The sequence below is a fragment of the Acuticoccus sp. genome (genome assembly GCF_965213555.1).
Taxonomy (GTDB): Bacteria; Pseudomonadota; Alphaproteobacteria; order Rhizobiales; family Amorphaceae; genus Acuticoccus.
The window spans coordinates 470,880-488,924 of record NZ_OZ243890.1; the positions used below are offsets into that span (position 1 = coordinate 470,880).

Here is an 18,045-nt window from a genome sequence, read left to right on the forward strand (position 1 = left end):
CCGCGCCGCGGCACCCGTCGCGGACAGCCGTCCTTGCGAGCCGCAACATGGTCGCTGCGCTCGTAAGCACGGTCCTGACGATGGCCGGGCTCGCCGGTGTCGTCGACGCCTCGGCGAGCGGCGCACGTGCAGCGGCCGGTGTGCTCCCGTCGACCGGCGTCCATCGCATGGCCGCGCTGGGCGCGCCGACGGAGCTCCGACGCCTTCGGTTGGCGACGTTGCGGTCCGCGAGCGCAGCACACACGCACGGTCACCGCGTGCTAAGCTCGTCGCGTCCTGCAGACCGAGCGTGGCCTGACGCTTCGACGCAGGGACGCAGGCTCGACGCCCCTCCCCTTCAGGTGGCCGACCCTGGCGCCGACGCTCCGCTGCGGACCGCCGAGCCTGGAACGCCATCTCCGGCGCCCGACGCTGGCATGGTGGACGGCGCCGACCTTCCGCCGGACCGGCTGATCGCAAGGACCGTGACGGGCGACCACACCTTCAAGGTTGAGCTCGCGGACGACCCCATCGAGCGCCAGCGCGGGCTCATGTTCCGCGAGGAGATGGCACCGGACGCTGGCATGCTGTTCGACTTCGGTCGCGAAGGCGAGCGCTCCTTCTGGATGAAGAACACGATCCTGCCGCTCGACATCATCTACGCCCGTTCGGACGGGACGGTGGTGTCCATCGCCCGGGCCACGACCCCGTTCTCCCTGGAAGCTGTCCCGTCGAACGGGCCCGCGCGCTTCGTCCTCGAGGTCAACGCCGGGGTCGCCGACGCCATCGGCCTCGCGCCGGGGGATCGGCTGGTGCACCGCCGCGTCGAGGACGAGCGACCGCGTTGATGCGCACGTGCCGAGCCTGTAGGAAGGTGTGCGGAGCGGGGCATAGCTCAGCCTGGTAGAGCACCGGTTTTGGGAACCGGGGGTCGTAAGTTCGAATCTTGCTGCCCCGACCATCCGCCCACCATCTGTCATGGGCCCGCGCGTCAGGGGAGCTCGATGCGAGCACGGATCTTCAAGCCGGCGAGGACCGCCATGCAGTCGGGCACGCGCAAGACGCGGGCTTGGCGCTTGGAGTTCGAGGGGCTCGCCCCGCCGCAGGTCGAGCCGCTGATGGGATGGACCGCGAGCAACGACACGAGGCGCCAGGTGCGCATGGACTTCCCCACGCGCGAGGACGCGGTCGCCTACGCCGAGCGATGCGGCCTTGAGTACCGGGTTGAGGACGAGAAGACCGCCGAGGTGAAGAAGATCGCCTACGCGGACAACTTTCGCGCCGACCGTGCTGCCCCCTGGACGCACTGACCGGACTGCGCTGCGAGACACGCGTCAGCCGACCCGCCTTAGCCGGTGGATCGCCTGCCTAACGCAGCGTTCCCGTGGCGTTTGCGACCGGGCGAAACGAGCTCGCCGCGATGCGTGACGGAGCGGGTGTCGGGGCTCCGCTTGGGGGCTTGCCTCGACGGCACGGACAGGCCAGCGTCGCAAGGTGCGCTGGCCCCGTAGCTCAGCTGGATAGAGCAACGGACTTCTAATCCGTGGGTCGCAGGTTCGAGTCCTGCCGGGGTCGCCAGGATGTCGAGAGGTTGCCGGCGCTCAGACCCCACCGTTCGGCTTTCGTCCATCACATTTTCACCAGACGATCAGCGTTGCCGCCAGCGCCCACGAGGCTCCGTGTTCCCTTAGCCAGCGACGCCGGCCGAGACTGTGCCGAACCCGTGAGCGGTGCGGATCATTGTGGGGTAGCAGGGATCGAAACGGCGATGGCAGCAGCCCACCTTGCATCCGCCCCTTTGCCGTGGAACCACGACGCCTGCCTCAGCAGGTTGACGGGCGGTGTACGCCTACTTGTGGTAGGCGATTCCGCGACGCACCGGTATGGACACCTGTCCAATGTTGCAGTGGTTGGCGATTGCAGTGAGAGCATCATTGGCGGGTCGCGGCCGCAATGGGAAAGATCGCTCGTCAAGCCAGGGGCGTATCCAAGATCAATGGAGCGACATGGGCCTCCGGACATCGATCAGCTTCGCGAACGATGTTTGGGGAAGGGGTGACGGTCACGATGCGCCGCAGCTTAGGGCTGGGACTGATGTCCAGGAGCTGACGGTTGCGGCGAGACCGACGGCGGCAAGGACGTCGGCCGCCGCCGGTCATAGCGGGGCGTGACACGGGGGACATCCCCGAGGCGGCCGAACATGGGCTCGATGGCGTTCAAGTCGCGGGAGAGGAAGGGTAGGAATTAGCCCTTCCAGCGCCCCTTGGACGTCGGCGGGATGTTCGCCAGCGCGATGCGGGCCTCGACAGCCCGGCGGATCGCACCGACGTCGCATGCCGTGTCGACGTGGACGACCCGGCAGGCGCCCTTCGGCTGCCCGCAGTCGGCCGCTTGCCCGCCGGTCGGGTGGAGCGCGACCGGCCTACCGAGGCCATCGGTGAGGGCGTGGATCCTGGTCGGGCGCCCGCCGCGCGACCGGCCGATCGCCGGCCCCGCTCCCCCCCTGTGCCGCCGGCGGCGCAGCGCTGCCCCTTTCACGACCGACGAGTGGGTCAGGATCACCGAGGGCGGTCCGCCAGCTGCGGCCCGAGCGCGGACGACATCGACCCCCAAGCCTTCGCCGCCCAACGGACGACGCGGTTGCAGAGCGTCTCGTGCGGGCCGTCGGCTTGACGCGCATCGTTCCACCAGCAGTCCGACGTCAGGACGGCGATGACCCGGCGGTCGTCGACGAACCCGGTCGTACAACCCACACCGGTTGAGGTCGGCTCAGACCAGGCGCGACTGCGTCACCGCGGCGGCGACGAAGCTCGCGAACAGCGGGTGGGGCTCGAACGGGCGCGACTTCAGCTCGGGGTGGAACTGGACGCCGATGTACCAGGGGTGATCCTTGAGCTCCACGGTCTCCGGCAGCACGCCGTCGGGGGAGGTGCCGGAGAACATGAGCCCCGCCGCCTCCAGGCGCTCGCGGTAGGCCATGTTCACCTCGTAGCGGTGGCGGTGTCGCTCCTCGATGCGGCACCCCCCGTAGATCGACGCGATGCGCGAGCCCGAGGCCAGCTGCGCGGGGTAGGCTCCCAGTCGCATCGTCCCGCCGAGGTCCCCGTCCGCCATCCGTCGCTCGAGGAGGTTGCCCCGTAGCCACTCCGTCAACAGCCCCACCACCGGCTCCTGCGTCGGCCCGAACTCGGTGGAGCCGGCGCCCGGCAGGGCCGCCAGGTGCCGCGCCGCCTCGATGACGGCCATCTGCATGCCGAAGCAGATGCCGAAGTAGGGCACCTGGTGCCGCCGCGCGAAGCCCGCGGCTGCGATCTTGCCCTCCGAGCCGCGCTCGCCGAACCCGCCGGGCACCAGGATGCCGTGCACCGCCTCGAGGTGGACGGCCGGCGTCTGGGTCTCGAACACCTCCGCCTCGATCCAATCGAGGTGGACGCGCACGTTGTTGGCGATGCCGCCGTGGGTCAGCGCCTCGATGAGCGACTTGTAGGCGTCCTTCAGCTCCGTGTACTTGCCGATGACGGCGATCGTCACCTCGCCCTCCGGGTTCCGCACCCGGCGGGAGACCTCGGCCCACCCGGTGAGCGCGGGGGAAGGCGCAGCGAGGCCGAAGACGTCGAGCACCTCCTCGTCGAGGCCCTCCTCGTGGTAGCGCAGCGGCACGTCGTAGATCGACGGGACGTCGAGGGCGGGGATCACCGACGTCTCACGCATGGAGGAGAACAGCGCGAGCTTGCGTCGCTCCCCGGCAGGGATCGGCCGATCGCAGCGCACGAGCAGGATGTCCGGCTGGATGCCGATGGAGCGCAGCTCCTTCACGGAGTGCTGCGTCGGCTTGGTCTTAAGCTCGCCCGCCGACGCGATGAACGGCATCAAGGTGAGGTGGACGAACAGCGTCTGACCGCGCGGCAGCTCGACGGAGAGCTGGCGGATCGCCTCGAAGAAGGGCAGTCCCTCGATGTCGCCCACCGTGCCGCCGATCTCGACGAGCACGAAGTCCTCGTCCTCGTTGCCCTCCAGCACGAACGCCTTGATGGCATCGGTGACGTGGGGGATGACCTGGACGGTGCCGCCGAGGTAGTCGCCGCGTCGCTCCTTGGCGATGATGTCCTGGTAGATGCGCCCGGTGGTGATGTTGTCCGCGCGGCTTGCGGCGCGCCCCGTGAAGCGCTCGTAGTGCCCGAGGTCGAGGTCGGCCTCCGCGCCGTCGTCGGTGACGAACACCTCGCCGTGCTGGTAGGGGCTCATCGTGCCGGGGTCGACGTTGAGGTAGGGGTCGAGCTTCCTGAGGCGCACGCGGTAGCCTCGGGCCTGGAGGAGCGCACCAAGGGCGGCCGAGGCGAGCCCCTTGCCGAGCGATGAGACGACCCCGCCGGTGATGAAGATGTAGCGCGTCACGCGACGGTGCGACTGTGGCGCGGTCCCGTCGTGCAGGTCCTTCGCCGGGCGCCGTCGGCGCGTCCGGTGGCGTCGGCGCGCATGCCGCCGCGTTGCTGCCGATCCATAGGGTTCCTCGCGGGCTGGACCGACTTAGCGCCGCCGCATCCACGTGTCACGAAGCCGACCGGCGAGCGGTGCGACCATCAACAGCACGGCGTCACTGGCCGGAGGGCACCTCTGGTCCGCCGGGCGTGACGGGCACCGCGCCGGGATCCGGCGCGCCGGCATCCGTCGGCGGCGCCGGCAGCGGCTCGCCCGGCGTGGACGGCGACTGCTGGAGCTCCTCGAGCAGGCCCTCGCCGGTGCCTCGGGTCGCGGCGTCGCCGAGCGGGACGGTGGCGCCGGGGGGCACTCCCTCGCCATCACTAAGGATCGACGGAGCGTCGGACTGGGACCTCGCGAGCAAGCCCAGCGCAAGCGAGGTGACGAAGAACACCACTGCGAGGATCGTCGTGGTGCGCGTGAGGAGGTTCGCGCTGCCCCGTGCCGAGAACATCGCGCCGCCGCCGCCGCCGCCGATGCCGAGGGCGCCGCCCTCCGAGCGCTGGAGCAGGATGACCGCAATCATGGCGATCACGATCATCAGGTGGATGACGATGATGACGGTTTGCATCGGCCGACCTTCGCACGGGTACGGCGCTGCATGTAGCCACCGCACGCCGCCTTGTCACCGTCCGTACCCCGTCCGTTGCGATCCAGACCCCTCGCTGGCCGGCTCTGGTGACGGATCGCGCCGGCCCTGAACCCGACTGACGACGTCGCCATGGGCGTGCGATGCGATTGCCCTGCCTGCGCGGCCACCGGCGGGCACGGCGCCAGGCATGCCGGCGGGCGGCTCCCGAGGCAGTCCGCGTCGCCGATCATCCCGCGCAGGACGCGGCCGAGCCCTCCCGTCCCATGGTCCCGCCGCGCCTCGCTCCGGCGCGCGAGGTTGATGTCGCCTTCGAGGTTCTGCCGCGAGGCGCGCGTTTAGGGGTAGTGCGCCCATGACCAGCCACTGCCACGCCCGTCGTCGCGACCCACGCCTTCGCGACCACGGTGAGCGGCCCCGCAATGAAGCCGTGGCGGACGCCGAGCTGATGGCGGCCACCCGACGGGTCGCGGCCGAGCTCCAGCGTGTCGCCGGCGTGCAGCTCATCGAGGTGCCCGCGGACGCCGACGCGATGATCAAGGTGCGGTACACCACTGCCGCGGTCCGTCATCCCGTTAAACCGCCAGCGCTCGCCGGCGACGATGCCGAAGACGTCATCGACCGGGGCGAGGCCGAAAGCTCGACAACACCACGCACACAGCAATGAGCTACAACGAGGTGGGCCGCGCAAGGAGCGGGTTCCAGCACCTCGACGTCGCGGCGCTGCGGCACCTTTAGGGCCCGCCGGACGCCATCGACGGCGTCCGCATCGCCTTCGACCAAGCCGCCGGCACGCTGTTCGCCGTCGGCACGCCCGGCGACGACATGCTGATCGGCATCGACGACCGCGGCGTCCTCGAGGGGGGTCGCGGGGGCGACCTCCTCATGGGGCGGGAGGCCGAGGACGTCCTGTCGGGCGGCTGCGGACGCGACCCTCTGTCCGGCGGCGATGGCGACGATGCGCTCGCCGGAGGCCACGGGAGCGACGCGCTCGCAGGCGGCAGGGGCGACGACCTGCTGTTTGGCCGATGGGGACGCGCCGCGCTCGACGGTGGCGATGGGGCCGACCTACTCAGCGGCGGTGTCGGAGCCGATGCGCTGGTTGGCGGTGCGGGCGACGACCGCCTCGACGGTGGCCAGGGCCGCGATACGCGGCGCGGTGGCGGCGGGGCCGACAGCTTCCATGCCGATGGACGGCGCGACAACGTCATCATCGACTTCGATCCGTCTGAAGGCGACGGGATCGAAGTCGCGGCCCTCGACCTCAGCGCCGCGGAGGCGGCGGAGCCGTCGACACGGTCCGGCGAAGACCTCGTGTTGGCCATCGCACGCGGCACTTTGACGCTCATCGACGCTGCGCACCTTTCCATCGCCACCGACAGGGTCGTCGCATGACGCCATCCTCCGAGGCAGGTCGATGTACACGCTGCCGGTCGCTGGTCGAGCGGCGAACCAAGGGTCGCCGGTCCCATCGCGGTCGCGATCGCCGGCGCGAAGTTCGAACTAGGTGTCGCCGATCCCATCGTGGTCGCGATCGCAGGGAACACGCATAGGTTCCCGCGCCGTCCTGAAGGTTCCCGCGTCCCTTGGTCGATGGTCGAAGATTGGCGTTGCCGTGGCCGCGGCGGACCGCCGGTCGCCATCGCGTGGGACCGTTGGCCACAGCCTGCTCCGTTGCTTGGTGGGGCAGTGGTTGTCGCCTCAGCCGTCCGCCCGCGTATCGCGCCGAACGCATCGTGGTGAGTGGGCCCACATCCCCAGTCAACGGTCGGCAGCCCGCCTCAGGCTCGGGCCTCACATCCAGGGGGTACAGTCGCGGCGAGGCAGACGGCGGCGAGAACGTTCGCGCACGCCTGTCGTAGCGTGTGGCGATGCGATGGAGGTTCTTCAGACGGCGAACATACCTTCGATGGCGTCGCGGTCGCGGTCGGGGAAGGGGACGAGAAGCAGCTCGTCCAGCACCGGTTGGACCTCGGTGGGATGTTGGAGCACGGCGCCCAAGCGCCGACCGCTCGGCGGATGGCCTTTGCGTCGTCGCCCCCACAAAGGCCTTACGGGCCTTGTCGCATCATCCCGCGTCGGCGCGACGTGTTGGGGAAGCGTTCTGGCGAATGAGTTCTGGGCGAGCGATCGCCCGTGGGCGGCGATCGAGCCGCACTCGCCGACCAACCCGCCAGGTGCGCGGCGCGTGCACGACCGGCCCGTGATCTCAGGGATCATCCACGTGCTGAAGAGTGGCTGCCGCTGGAAAGACCTGCCGGCGGTCCACGGCCCGTGCACGACGGTCAACAACCGTCGGCACCGCTGGTCGCAACGGCGGTCCTAGCGGCCCCCTTGGACGCTGCGCGAGGTCGGTCCCGGCGACCCGCACTGCATCGATCCCACCAGCGCGAAGGCACACCGTTCGTCCGCCCGCGGAGAAGTGGCGCGCGTGGCCAGGATATCGCCCGCTCACGCGGCGGTCGCCGCCCCAAGATCCACGTACCGACGGACGAGCGCGGCTGGCCGATCGCCTTCCAGCTCATCCCCGGACCAGTTCGGCGACGTCCGCGTTGCGCTCCCGCGGCCTGGCGCGGAGCAGCCCGGACGCATGTGCCGGGCCGACACGGCCCAAGCCGCCCATGGGCTGCGTCGAACCGTGATCGAACGTGGAACCTTGCCGGTCATCCCACAAAATCCGACCCGCAAACTGTCACTATTCGACGAGACCCTTCACGCGCGGCGCAACGACCGGCGGCTGATCAACGCCATCCTGTGGCGGTTCCGGGCCGGGACGCCCTGGCGCGGCGTGCCGGAGCGATACGGGCCGCGGACGACGCTCTACAACCGCTTCGTCCGGTGGCGGGCGGCCGGGATCTGGAACCGCATCCTTGACGCCGTCTCCGAGGCTTACGACGGCGACATCGTGATGATCGACCCCTCTGGCGTGCGCGTGCACCAGCACGGCGCGACGGGCAATAGGGGGGCGAGGACCATGGCGGCATGGGCCGCTCCCGCGGCGGCGTGACGACCGAGATCCACGCCCTCGTCGATGCCGGGGGCCGGCCCGTCCGCCTTGCACTCACGCCCGGTCAGGCCGGCGATGCGCCGGCCGCTCGCGAACGATTGGCGATCTCGGCAAAGGCTCCGTCCTGGTTGCCGACCGCGCCTACGACACCGATGCGATCCGCGACAACGCCGCGGCCTGCGGCGCATGGGCGAACGCGCCGCCGCGCTTCATCCGCAAACGGGCGTTCCCGTTCAGCGGCTTCGTCTATGGGCAGCAAAACCTCATCGAGCGCTTCTTCAACCGCATCGAGCACTTCCGCGGCATCGCCACTCGCTACGACCGCCGGCCCGACAACTTCCTCGCCGCGCTGAAGCTGGCCGCCATCCGCGTCTGGCTCAGCGGTGAATGAGGCCACGTCCCGGCAGCGCTCGACCAGGTTGCGAGGGCGGTGGCAGAAGGCGCCGAAGGCCGGCGACGCTTCAGGTTCGACATCGGCCGCACGGCCCATCCGCCACGGCCGGCGATCGCCTCGCGCAGGGCGTCGGGGTCATCGGCGCGGTCGGCGATGAGGATGATCGGGCCCGACGTCTGCAACGAGATCGACCGCCGAGCGTCCGTCGTGCGCCTGTCCTTGCGTCAGCGCCAGCGCGACAGGACGGCCTTCGGCGTCGGCGAGGGGCTGGATCTTGGGGGTCGGCCCGCCGCGCGAGCGTCCCATCGCGCGGCGGGCCGACCCCCTCTTGCCGTCGGCGCCATGCTGATGGACGCGCACCGACGAGCCGTCGACGAACTTAAGGTCCCCGTGCGGCTCGGTAAGTTCGGCGAAGCATTTGCGCCACCGCACGAGGCGCGTCGCAGGTCATGGGAGGGCCGAGGCGTTCCGCGCCGTCGGCCCACGGCGCCCCGGTCTGCAGCCGCCGGACGATCCCCGACAGCCCTGTGCGGTCGTCCACCCGGTGCAAGCCGGCACGTCGGTGGGGAGAAGCGGCTCGATCAGCGCCCACTGCGCCTCCGCCGCTCGTTCGGCCACGACCTCGCCTGCCGCATCCCCATCGGGCAGATCCGTCGGGTTTTGTAGGCTTCCGGTCATTGGGAACAGGGCCTAGCGGTCGAGCGTGACCTCACGATCGGGGTGATGATGGAGGCCGCTGTACAATGGTGAGCGTGCCGGACCGCCGTGCCCAGGTTTTGTTCGGCGTGGGTCGCTGTCTGTCGCAGCGGCGGGCCTCCACGCTGTTCGGTGTTGCCCGCTCGGCGGACGACGCTCTACAACCGCTTCGTCCGGTGGCGGGCGGCCGGGATCTGGAACCGCATCCTTGACGCCGTCTCCGAGGCTTACGACGGCGGCATCGTGATGATCGACCCCTCTGGCGTGCGCGTGCACCAGCACGGCGCGACGGGCAAAAGGGGGGGCGAGGACCATGGCGGCATGGGCCGCTCCCGCGGCGGCGTGACGACCAAGATCCACGCCCTCGTCGATGCCGGGGGCCGGCCCGTCCGCCTTGCGCTCACGCCCGGTCAGGCCGGCGATGCGCCGGCCGCTCGCGAACTGATTGGCGATCTCGGCAAAGGCTCCGTCCTGGTTGCCGACCGCGCCTACGACACCGATGCGATCTTCGACCACCGCAGCCTGCGGCGCATGGGCGAACGCGCCGCCGCGCTTCATCCGCAAACGGGCGTTCCCGTTCAGCGGCTTCGTCTATGGGCAGCAAAACCTCATCGAGCGCTTCTTCAACCGCATCGAGCACTTCCGCGGCATCGCCACTCGCTACGACCGCCGGCCCGACAACTTCCTCGCCGCGCTGAAGCTGGCCGCCATCCGCGTCTGGCTCAGCGGCAAATGGGTCCACCGCTAGGTCATCATGATCGAGGACTTGAACGCCGCCCCGACGATCATACGCGGCGATGGCAACAGACGGTAACGAGCCAGCCGAACGCGACAGGCATGGTCATGAGGGGTTCGTGGTGGAGTGATGCGGCCATGAGCGACGACCTTCCGGCGCCGTGCAGCCACCGTACGCGGCCGGCGGACCAGACGATGGCGGAGGCTCCAACGCGACGTGCGAGGGGGCGTTTGCCCATCCGCCCCGGTGGCGCGGATGGGTTCGCTGGTGGCTGGGGCCGCTGAGGGGCTAGCGATTGCGCCGTGGGCTGAAACGCCTCGAGGTCGCGCCGCGGCATTCGACCGCGGGCGTGGGCACTTCGTGGAGTTGCGGCGACCCGCGAGCGCCGCGCCGGCCGGGCGACGTTTGCCGGGTCGGACGACGGCGCAGCTGCTCCGAGGTCGCCCCGACGAGCGCTCCGTGCGACCAGCCCGCATTTCCCGCAGAGCCTCCGACGAGGCCGCGCGCACGGTCGACGCGTCGGCCTCGGCCCTCGCAGCCTCGCCGCCGCGAGGTCCGATCGCTCCTCAGGCTGCGGCGAGGGACGCGATGCAGCGGTCCGTCCAACGCGTAATCGCGGTGTCGTAGACCACGTCCATCAGGCTCGCGTGCCGCTCGCGGCGCTCGGCGAGGGGCATCGTGAGCGCGCGGTCGATGGCCTCGGCCATGCCGTCCACGTCGTGCGGGTTGACGAGGACCGCCTCGGTCATCGCCTCCGCCGCTCCGGCGAACTCCGAAAGCACGAGCACCCCCGGATCTGCGGCATCCTGCACCGCCACGAACTCCTTGGCCACGAGGTTCATGCCGTCGGCGAGCGGTGTGACCAGTCCGACGTCCGCCGAGGCCATGAGGTGGGCGACGGCACGACGCTCGTAGGCTCGGGTGAGCAGGCGCAGCGGGCTGCCGTCGAGGGTCGCGAACTGCCCAGCGATGCGCCCGGCGATGAGCTCGACCTCGCGCCGCGTCTCGGCGTAGGCCCGGACGGCGCCGCGCGAGATCGGGGCGATCTGGGTGAACACCGTGCGCGAGGCGCGCTCCGGGTCGGCACCGAGGTAGCGGTAGTACGCCTCCAGCCGCTGCGGGATGCCCTTCGAGTAGTCCAGCCGGTCGATGCCGATGAGCGAGGCGCGACCGTCCAGCCCGGAGAGGTAACGCGCCACCTCGGCCGGGGCGGGCGCGCGCAGCTGGCCGCGCAGCCCGGCGACGTCGATGCCTATGGGGGCGGCCGTCACCAGGACGGTGCGCCCCCAGGCCGTTGCGACCATGCCATCCCCTGTCTCGCGGACAACCCCCTCCGACAGCGCAGCGAGCGCCTCGGCAAGGTTCGTGGCGTCGCGGCGCGTCTGCACGGCGATCGTATCGTAGTGCGTCAGCGCGCGGGCGAGTTCGACCGCCTCGGGGACGGCGCGGAAGAGCTGCTCGTGGGGGAACGGGATGTGCAGGAACAGGCCGACGCTGTTGGTGAGGCCGATGCGGCGAAGCTCCTCGGCGAGCGGCAGGAAGTGGTAGTCGTGCACCCAAACGACGTCGTCGACCGCGGCGACCCGCGCGACGGCGGCGCCGAACCTTCGGTTGACCTCACGGTAGGCGGCGTAGGCGGACCCGTCGTGGTCGGAAAGGTCTGGACGGCCGTGAAACACCGGCCAGAGCACGCCGTTGGCGTAGCCTTCGTAGAACCCGGCGAACGCCTTCGCCTCGATGTCCATCACCGCATAGGTGACGTCATCGACGGTGGTGAGGTCGAGCTCACCGTCATCATCGGCATGCGTGGTGGCGCCGGACCAGCCGACCCACGTGCCACCGCGGGACTGCAGAGCCTCGGAGAGCGCGAGCGCGAGTCCGCCAGGCGCGGCTCCCTTGGCCGGACGCGACACGCGGTTCGAGACCGCGATGAGACGACCGTCGAGCTCGGTCGACGGGGCGGTCGTCATGCGCGCGGGGGCGGGCAGTGCCTGGGACGCGCCATCCTGGGGCAGCATCGGCGTCTCCTCGCTCTTCATTCATTCATTGTTCACCGGATTGCTTTCCGGGAGGGGACAACGCACCGAACCCTCGGTTGGTTGCCTCGTTCAGCGGCCGTAGGCGCGCAGGTGGGACGCGGTCAGCCGCTGACGCACCTCCGCCAGCCCGCTCCACGGGTCTCCCTCCGCCGCTTCCCCGACGTGGAGCGGCGCGGGCTCCGCCAACGCCGCGAGCGCCTCCCACGAGAGGGGGAAGGCGAACGGGGCCCCGACGCGGGCCCGCGTGGAGTAGGGTGCGACCGCGGACGACTTGGTGTCGTTGCGCAGGTAGTCGATGAAGATGCGACCGCGCCGCTTCGCCTTTGCCATGACGATGAGGAACCTATCAGGCTCGGCTTTGGCGAGGCTTTCCGCGAAGGCCCTCGTCCACGCCTTGGCCTCGTCCCATGGCAGGCGTCGCTCGATGGGGACGACGACGTGCAAGCCCTTGCCGCCGGTCGTCTTCACGAACGACGCGAGGTCGAGCGCCTCCAGCCGGTCACGCAGCGTGACGGCCGCGTCCTTCACGCCCTCGAAGTCCACGCCCTCGCCCGGATCGAGGTCGAACACCAGGCGGTCCGGGCGGTCCGGACGGTCTGCACGCGACCCGCGCAGGTGGATCTCCAGCACGCCCTTCTGCACGAGCTCGATGACGTGGCCCGGCTCGTGGACCACGATCGCCGCGCCGTCCTCCTCGCCGATGTCGCGCGCCAGCGCGGCTGGCAGGCTTTCGGGATGCCGCTGGTAGAAGCACGCCTTGGCGCGGCCCTGGGGACAGCGCACCAGGGTCAAGGGCCGACCCGCGATGTGCGGCAGCATGCGGTCCATGTGCCGCGCGTAGTGCTGCGCGAGCATCACCTTGGTCACGTTCTGCTCGGGGAACAGCACGCGGTCGGGGTTGGATAGCGAGACGCCGTAGAGCGGATCTTGGTCCATGACAGCCTCCGTGCGGGCCGGGCCGCCGGGGCTCATCCCGCCCGCGGGCGAGCGGTCGACCGCGGTGCTCGGATGATCCGACGGCAGGAGGATCGCGCCGGCGTCGGCCTCCGCGACCCCCTTGTAGACGCCGTGGCGCAGCTGGCCGTCGTCCGTCATCGCGAGGTAGGCGACGTCGACGACGAGGGCGGGCTCCACGAAGCGCACCTCCCGACCCTCCACCTTGCGGGCGAACGGGCGCGACTTGCAGCGCAGCGGCGTGAGGAGCCCGAGGAGACGGTTGGCCTCCGGCCCCGACCAGCCGGTGCCGACGCGGCCCACCGGCACGAGCCTGCCATCGCCGTCGTGGGCGCCGAGCACCAGCGCGCCGAGGCCGCCCGAGCCGCCCTCGGTGTACCCACCCACCACGAAGCGGGCCGTACGGACCGCCCGCACCTTCACCCACGCGTCCTGCCGTCCCGAGCGGTACGGACTACCGGCCCGCTTGGCGACGATGCCTTCGAGCCCAAGCGCCACCGCACGCTCGTAGAGCGCCTGTTGCTTGCCGGCGCCGACGTGGTCGCCGTAGGTGATCGTTCCTCCGGGGTGCGTCTGGACGAGCGCCGCCAGCCGCTCCTTCCTCGTCTCGATGGGGTGCTTGCGCAGGTCCTCCCCCTCGTCGAACAGGAGGTCGAAGGCGACGTAGGTCGCACGCACCGCGCCGGCAGCGCGGAACGCCTTCTGCAGCGCGTCGAATCGGGTGCGGCCCTCCGCGTCGAACACCACGACCTCGCCGTCCAGCATGACGCCGCGATCGCGCCAGGTGCCTGCCGCCTCGGCAATGGCGGGGAAGCGGTGCGTCCAGTCCTTCTCGCTGCGCGTGACGATGGTGGCGGCGCCGTCCGCGGCGCGCAGGAGCGCGCGGTACCCGTCGTACTTCACCTCGGCGAGCCAGCCCTCGCCGCGCGGCGGTGCGGTCCGGCTGCTGCACAGCGCGGGGGCGACGAACGCTGGAACGGAGCCGCGCTGGCGGACCGCCGACCGGTCGAGCCCGGCCTCCGGCTGGTCGTCCGCGGGGCGGCCCGAGTGCCAGACGGCCTCACCCTTGGCGATGGCGGCCATCGTGCGCCCGGTGGCGACGCTCTTCGTGTGGCGCTCGGTCACCGGACGGCCATCCTCGTCCGCAGCCTCGTCCCGCGACTTGATGAGCAGCCAGTTCGGCGGCCGGTTCTTCTGCGGCTTCAACCGCTGAAGGTGCCAGCGGCCGGTCAGCCGCTCCCCGAACAGGTCGAAGCTGAGCGAGCCCTTGGCGAACCCCTCCTCTGCGCTCTTGCCGTCCGCCATGGCCCAGGTGCCGCGGTCCCACAGCATCACCGTGCCGCCGCCGTACTCGCCCTTGGGGATCGTCCCCTCGAAGGCGCCGTAGTCGAGGGGATGGTCCTCGGTCTCGACCGCGAGGCGCTTGTCGGAGGGGTCGAGGCTGGGGCCGCGCGTCACCGCCCACGACTTCAGGACGCCGTCCGCCTCCAGGCGCAAGTCGTAGTGCAGGCGGGTGGCATCATGCTTCTGGATGACGTAGGCGAGAACGCCCTTGGAGGGTGCGGCCTCGCCGGGCGGCGGCTCCGGCGTGAGCTTAAAGTCGCGCTTCGCGCGGTAACGTTCCAGCTTGTCGGCCACTCACGCGCTTTTCTTCTGCCGCGTGCCTCCCGAGGAGGCCTTCGCCCGCCCTGGGCCGGACGATTTCGCTCGGGCCGCCTTCGCGGGGGCCGCGTTGGGCTTCTCCTTCGCGTCCTTCGCGGCGGACGCCTTCGTTCGACCGGACGCGGCGCCGCCCGACTTCGTCTTGGCCTTCGCCTCCGTCTTCGGAGCCTCGTCGCCGTCCCCGCCCAGACTCGCCTTGAGGGCGTCCATCAGGTTGATGACGTTGGAGGGGCGCGAGTCCCCGGTCCGTGACGGCGCCGGAGGTTTGCCCTTCAGCTTCTTCTGGATGAGGGCGCGCAGCTCTGCCTGGTAGTGATCGACGAACGTCTCGGGCGCGAAGTCGCCGGCCCGCGCCTTGATGAGCGCCTCGGCCATGTCGACCTGGTCGCTCGACACCGACACATCGCCGATGTCGTCGAAGTAGGCATCGGTCTCGCGTACCTCGTCGGCGAAGCGCAGCGTCTCCAAGAGGAGGCCCTTGCCGCACGGTTGGATGGCGACGATCCGCTCGCGCTTTGACAGGACGATCTGGCCGAGCGCCACCTTCTTCGCCGCCCGCAGCGCGTCGCGGATGGTGACGAACGCCTCGGTGGCGATGTCACCGTCAGGCGCCACGAAGTAGGGCTTGTCGAAGTAGATCGGATCGATCTGCGCAAGGTCCACGAAGCGCGACAGGTCTATGGTGTGCTTGGATTCGACCTGGAGCGCGTCGAGCTCATCCTCGCTCACTGGCAGGTACTTGTCGCGCTCGTACTCGTAGCCCATGACGATCTCGTCGCGCTCGACCGGCCCCTCGTCCGGCACAACGTTCTGCATCCTGACGCGCTCGTGCGTCTCTTTGTGGATGCGATGCAACGCAATGCGCTCCGTGGACGTCACCGCCGCGTAGAGCCGCACGGGGAAGGAGACGAGCGCGAGGCGGATGTGCCCCTTCCAGTAGGCGCGAGGAGCCATGGCGTCCGATCAGTGGTTGCGCAGCGCGTGGATGAGGTTGTCCTTCGACATCTTCGAGCGTCCGTCGATGCCGATCTCGCGGGCCCGCTTGTAGAGGTCGTCGCGGCTCCACTCGTCGTAGGCCGGCGCCTTACCGCCCTTCTTCGAGGGCTGCCCTCCGGTCGCCTTCGCGTTGGCGATCCGAGCGGACTTCTCCTTGCTCTCGCCCTTGTCACGCAGCGCCTCGTAGGTCTCGTGGTCGAGCACGGAAGGACCGGGATCCTTGCGCTTTGCCATCGCATCGCTCCATCGCTCGGAACGCAGACGCTCCGCACGTGTTCTGCGGAACGAATCACCAACCCCTTGGGCGAGCGAATCGTTCCCGGACGTTGTCAACCCCCGCCGCCGCTGGTCACGGGCGGGGTGAGAAGGTCCTGATCGAGGTACTGGCGGGCGATCTCGGCGAGCGCGCCGTCGGCGGCCATGGTCCCGAGCGCCGCGTTCAGCCTGCGCAGCAGCTCCTCGTCGCGTTCGCGCACGGCGACGACGGCCGATCGGCCGAGCTTGGCGTCCCCCCCGCTGGCGAGAGGCTCGAAGCCGAACCCTTCGCCGATCGGCGTTGAGAGGAACTCGAGCCGCGCCACGATGGCCGGGGCAAGGACGGCGTCGAGACGGTCGAGGGCAAGGTCGATCCAAAGGCCATCGCCGTTCGGGTAGAGCCGCACGGCCTCCGGCCGAGGGAACGTTTCGCGCAGGTATCGCGCCTGGGCGGTCCCGATGACCGCTCCGTACACCAAGTCATCGTCCTCCACATCGCGGCCTGTCGCGCTCGGGACGACGTAGCGGACCGTCAAGCGCGCGTAGGGACCGGTCACGGTGACCGCGCCCTCGGCCTCCGCGGTCAGGACCGGTGTCGCGATGGCCCAGGCGACGCGACGCTCGTGGAGCGCGGCGGACAGATCCTCCTGGGCCGTCGGCACCAGCGTACAGCGCACTTGCAGCGCCTCGCACAGCGCGTAGGCGAGCTCGACGTCGAACCCCGTCCGCACGCCGAACCGTCCTGTGAAGGAGAACGGCGGGGCATCCTCGAGCACCGCGACGTTGACCGACGCCAAGGGTTGCCCTCGACGCTCCGAGGTGGCCTCGATCCCCAGCGCGCCCGACGCTGCCGCGGCCGCCTCGCCGACGGGAACGGGACGACCCGCCTCGCCGGAGGCGGACCGTGCGTCGGCTCCAGCCTGCGCGAGGGCCGGTCCGCACAGGGCGAGAAGGAGCACGTTGGACACGAGGCGCGCGACGCGCATCACTCGCCCTGCCGTCCGGCGCGTGCGACGGCGCGCTCGATGAGCGCGGCCGTCTCCGCCTCGCCCGCCTCGCCGCGCAGCAGGGCACGCACCGCGCCGGCGACCTCATCGGAAAGCTCGAGGTAGGCGCTCCCGTAGCGGGCCACCGGCGGTGGCACGAGCCGCCCGAGCTCGCGGCCGATGCGCGCGAACACTGGTCCGATCGCCGCCACGGCGGCTTCTTCGTAGAGCGACGGCGAGGCGGGTGGGACGCCAAAGTCCAGGGCGGCGGCTCGCTGCTCGTCCTTCAAGGCGAGGAACCGCGCGAGGTCCAGCGCCGCCTCGCCGTTGCTGGAGTGCCGCGACACACCGACGAACCACGTGGTGACGACGAGGGGCGTCCGCGACGGAGCGCCGGCGGCCCGAAGCCGCAGGACCGCCGCGACGTCCTGCGCGATGGGCGAGCTGCGTACCGCGGGGAGGGCGGTGGATCGGGCGAGGAGCGCGGCCGCATCGCCGCTCGTGAAGGCCGCCACCGCCTCCTGTGGGCTCGTCGACGCGACGGACGGCGGCGCGATCGTGCCGATCGCGTCGTTGAGGGCGGCGAGCGCGGCACGCACCTGCGGGCCGTCCTCGACTCCGCCGGGACCGAACGAGGCGACCCAGTCGAGGAACAGCACGAAGAGCGTGGGTCCTGCGCCACCGAAGGCGAGGCCCAACGTGCCGTCGGGCGGCGCGACCAAGAGCGCTTCGCGCAGCTCCGACCACGCCGAAGGGTCGGTGGGCAGGAGGTCGCTGCGAAGGAACAGGAGCGTCAGCGCCATGTGGTGCGGCCATCCGACGAGCCTTCCAGCATCGCGCGCTGCGTCGAGGACTTCGGGGATCGCTGCCCCCTCCCCGGGTTCGGGCAACGTCGCAAGGTCCGGGGCCATCGCCGGGACCCAGGCGTCCGGGAACTGCAACACGTCGAGCCGCGGGCTGTCGATGTCGAAGAGCGCCTGGTAGCGCCCCAGCGCCATACGCCCCGAAGCGTCAGCGGCGACGACGCGGACCACGTGCCCGCTCGCGGCCTCGAACCGACGGGCGGAGGCGCGGCACGCCTCCACCGCGCTGCCGACGTCGAGGCAGGACAGCGTAAGGTTGACGGCGGTCGAAGGCGTAGGCACCGCGGCGAGGAACACCGCGAGCACGATGATGGGCAGCGGGACGCGGAACGGCTTCAAGTCGCACTCCGGAGCGAGGGGCTGGTGCCTGTGGCGCAGGCTGTAGGACGCGCGTCACGCACGGTTGTGTG

General features: G+C 70.7%; 13 protein-coding genes, 2 tRNA genes and 4 pseudogenes. 9 read left to right on the top strand and 10 right to left on the bottom strand.

The window, feature by feature from the left end; genetic code table 11:
• Positions 1-416: 416 nt before the first annotated feature.
• From ACOOE8_RS02430 to ACOOE8_RS02445, 4 genes are all read left to right on the top strand, one after another.
• Positions 417-827 carry a DUF192 domain-containing protein gene (locus tag ACOOE8_RS02430; protein ID WP_420393295.1) on the top strand — a complete coding sequence of 137 codons (411 nt, stop codon included), beginning with the start codon at positions 417-419 and terminating at the stop codon, positions 825-827.
• Positions 828-863: 36 nt separating this feature from the next.
• Positions 864-940: transfer RNA gene (locus tag ACOOE8_RS02435), tRNA-Pro, on the top strand.
• Between the two features lie 79 nt (positions 941-1,019).
• Positions 1,020-1,289, top strand: coding sequence for an ETC complex I subunit (locus ACOOE8_RS02440; protein ID WP_420393296.1), 270 nt, complete (start codon positions 1,020-1,022; stop codon positions 1,287-1,289).
• A 191-nt stretch (positions 1,290-1,480) separates the two neighbouring features.
• A tRNA-Arg gene (locus tag ACOOE8_RS02445) sits at positions 1,481-1,557 on the top strand.
• Positions 1,558-2,354: 797 nt separating this feature from the next.
• On the opposite strand, the pseudogene ACOOE8_RS02450 reads toward ACOOE8_RS02445, so the two are convergent.
• The 3 genes and pseudogenes from ACOOE8_RS02450 to secG all read right to left on the bottom strand — a co-directional run.
• A pseudogene (locus tag ACOOE8_RS02450) lies at positions 2,355-2,463 on the bottom strand (IS5/IS1182 family transposase); the annotation flags it as partial.
• A gap of 285 nt (positions 2,464-2,748) precedes the next feature.
• Entirely contained in the window at positions 2,749-4,374 is a 1,626-nt protein-coding gene (locus ACOOE8_RS02455) for a CTP synthase (protein ID WP_420393297.1), read from the bottom strand.
• Positions 4,375-4,573: 199 nt separating this feature from the next.
• Positions 4,574-5,029, bottom strand: a complete 456-nt coding sequence (secG, locus tag ACOOE8_RS02460; RefSeq protein WP_420393298.1) for a preprotein translocase subunit SecG — start codon at positions 5,027-5,029, stop codon at positions 4,574-4,576.
• A gap of 448 nt (positions 5,030-5,477) precedes the next feature.
• Between secG and ACOOE8_RS02465 the strand changes: the two genes are divergently transcribed.
• Together ACOOE8_RS02465 and ACOOE8_RS02470 are read left to right on the top strand one after the other, a co-directional pair.
• Complete coding sequence (locus ACOOE8_RS02465) at positions 5,478-5,714, top strand: hypothetical protein (protein ID WP_420393299.1); 237 nt, start codon at positions 5,478-5,480, stop codon at positions 5,712-5,714.
• 158 nt (positions 5,715-5,872) lie between these two features.
• Entirely contained in the window at positions 5,873-6,442 is a 570-nt protein-coding gene (locus ACOOE8_RS02470) for a calcium-binding protein (protein WP_420393300.1), read from the top strand.
• A 386-nt stretch (positions 6,443-6,828) separates the two neighbouring features.
• On the opposite strand, the pseudogene ACOOE8_RS02475 reads toward ACOOE8_RS02470, so the two are convergent.
• A pseudogene (locus tag ACOOE8_RS02475) lies at positions 6,829-7,086 on the bottom strand (IS5/IS1182 family transposase); the annotation flags it as partial.
• Here ACOOE8_RS02475 and ACOOE8_RS02480 point away from each other — a divergent pair.
• From ACOOE8_RS02480 to ACOOE8_RS02490, 3 genes and pseudogenes are all read left to right on the top strand, one after another.
• A complete protein-coding gene (locus ACOOE8_RS02480; protein ID WP_420393301.1) occupies positions 7,023-7,373 on the top strand; it encodes a transposase in 351 nt (116 codons plus the stop codon). The pseudogene ACOOE8_RS02475 and the gene ACOOE8_RS02480 overlap by 64 nt on opposite strands.
• Positions 7,374-7,766: 393 nt before the next feature.
• Positions 7,767-8,445: pseudogene (locus ACOOE8_RS02485) on the top strand (IS5 family transposase); the annotation flags it as partial.
• Between the two features lie 783 nt (positions 8,446-9,228).
• Positions 9,229-9,892, top strand: a pseudogene (locus ACOOE8_RS02490) (IS5 family transposase); the annotation flags it as partial.
• Positions 9,893-10,446: 554 nt separating this feature from the next.
• On the opposite strand, the gene ACOOE8_RS02495 reads toward ACOOE8_RS02490, so the two are convergent.
• From ACOOE8_RS02495 to ACOOE8_RS02520, 6 genes are all read right to left on the bottom strand, one after another.
• On the bottom strand, positions 10,447-11,919 hold the full coding sequence (locus ACOOE8_RS02495; protein ID WP_420393302.1) for an alpha,alpha-trehalose-phosphate synthase (UDP-forming): 1,473 nt from the start codon (positions 11,917-11,919) through the stop codon (positions 10,447-10,449).
• Between the two features lie 69 nt (positions 11,920-11,988).
• Complete coding sequence (ligD, locus tag ACOOE8_RS02500) at positions 11,989-14,511, bottom strand: DNA ligase D (protein WP_420393303.1); 2,523 nt, start codon at positions 14,509-14,511, stop codon at positions 11,989-11,991.
• Positions 14,512-15,489, bottom strand: coding sequence for a Ku protein (locus ACOOE8_RS02505; RefSeq protein ID WP_420393304.1), 978 nt, complete (start codon positions 15,487-15,489; stop codon positions 14,512-14,514).
• 9 nt (positions 15,490-15,498) lie between these two features.
• Complete coding sequence (locus tag ACOOE8_RS02510) at positions 15,499-15,765, bottom strand: DUF7218 family protein (protein ID WP_420393305.1); 267 nt, start codon at positions 15,763-15,765, stop codon at positions 15,499-15,501.
• A 95-nt stretch (positions 15,766-15,860) separates the two neighbouring features.
• Positions 15,861-16,772, bottom strand: a complete 912-nt coding sequence (locus ACOOE8_RS02515) for a transporter substrate-binding domain-containing protein (RefSeq protein ID WP_420393306.1) — start codon at positions 16,770-16,772, stop codon at positions 15,861-15,863.
• Positions 16,772-17,974: an extracellular solute-binding protein gene (locus ACOOE8_RS02520; RefSeq protein ID WP_420393307.1), complete on the bottom strand. Its 1,203-nt coding sequence runs from the start codon at positions 17,972-17,974 to the stop codon at positions 16,772-16,774. Before ACOOE8_RS02520 ends, ACOOE8_RS02515 begins: the two co-directional genes overlap by 1 nt.
• Between the last annotated feature and the right edge of the window lie 71 nt (positions 17,975-18,045).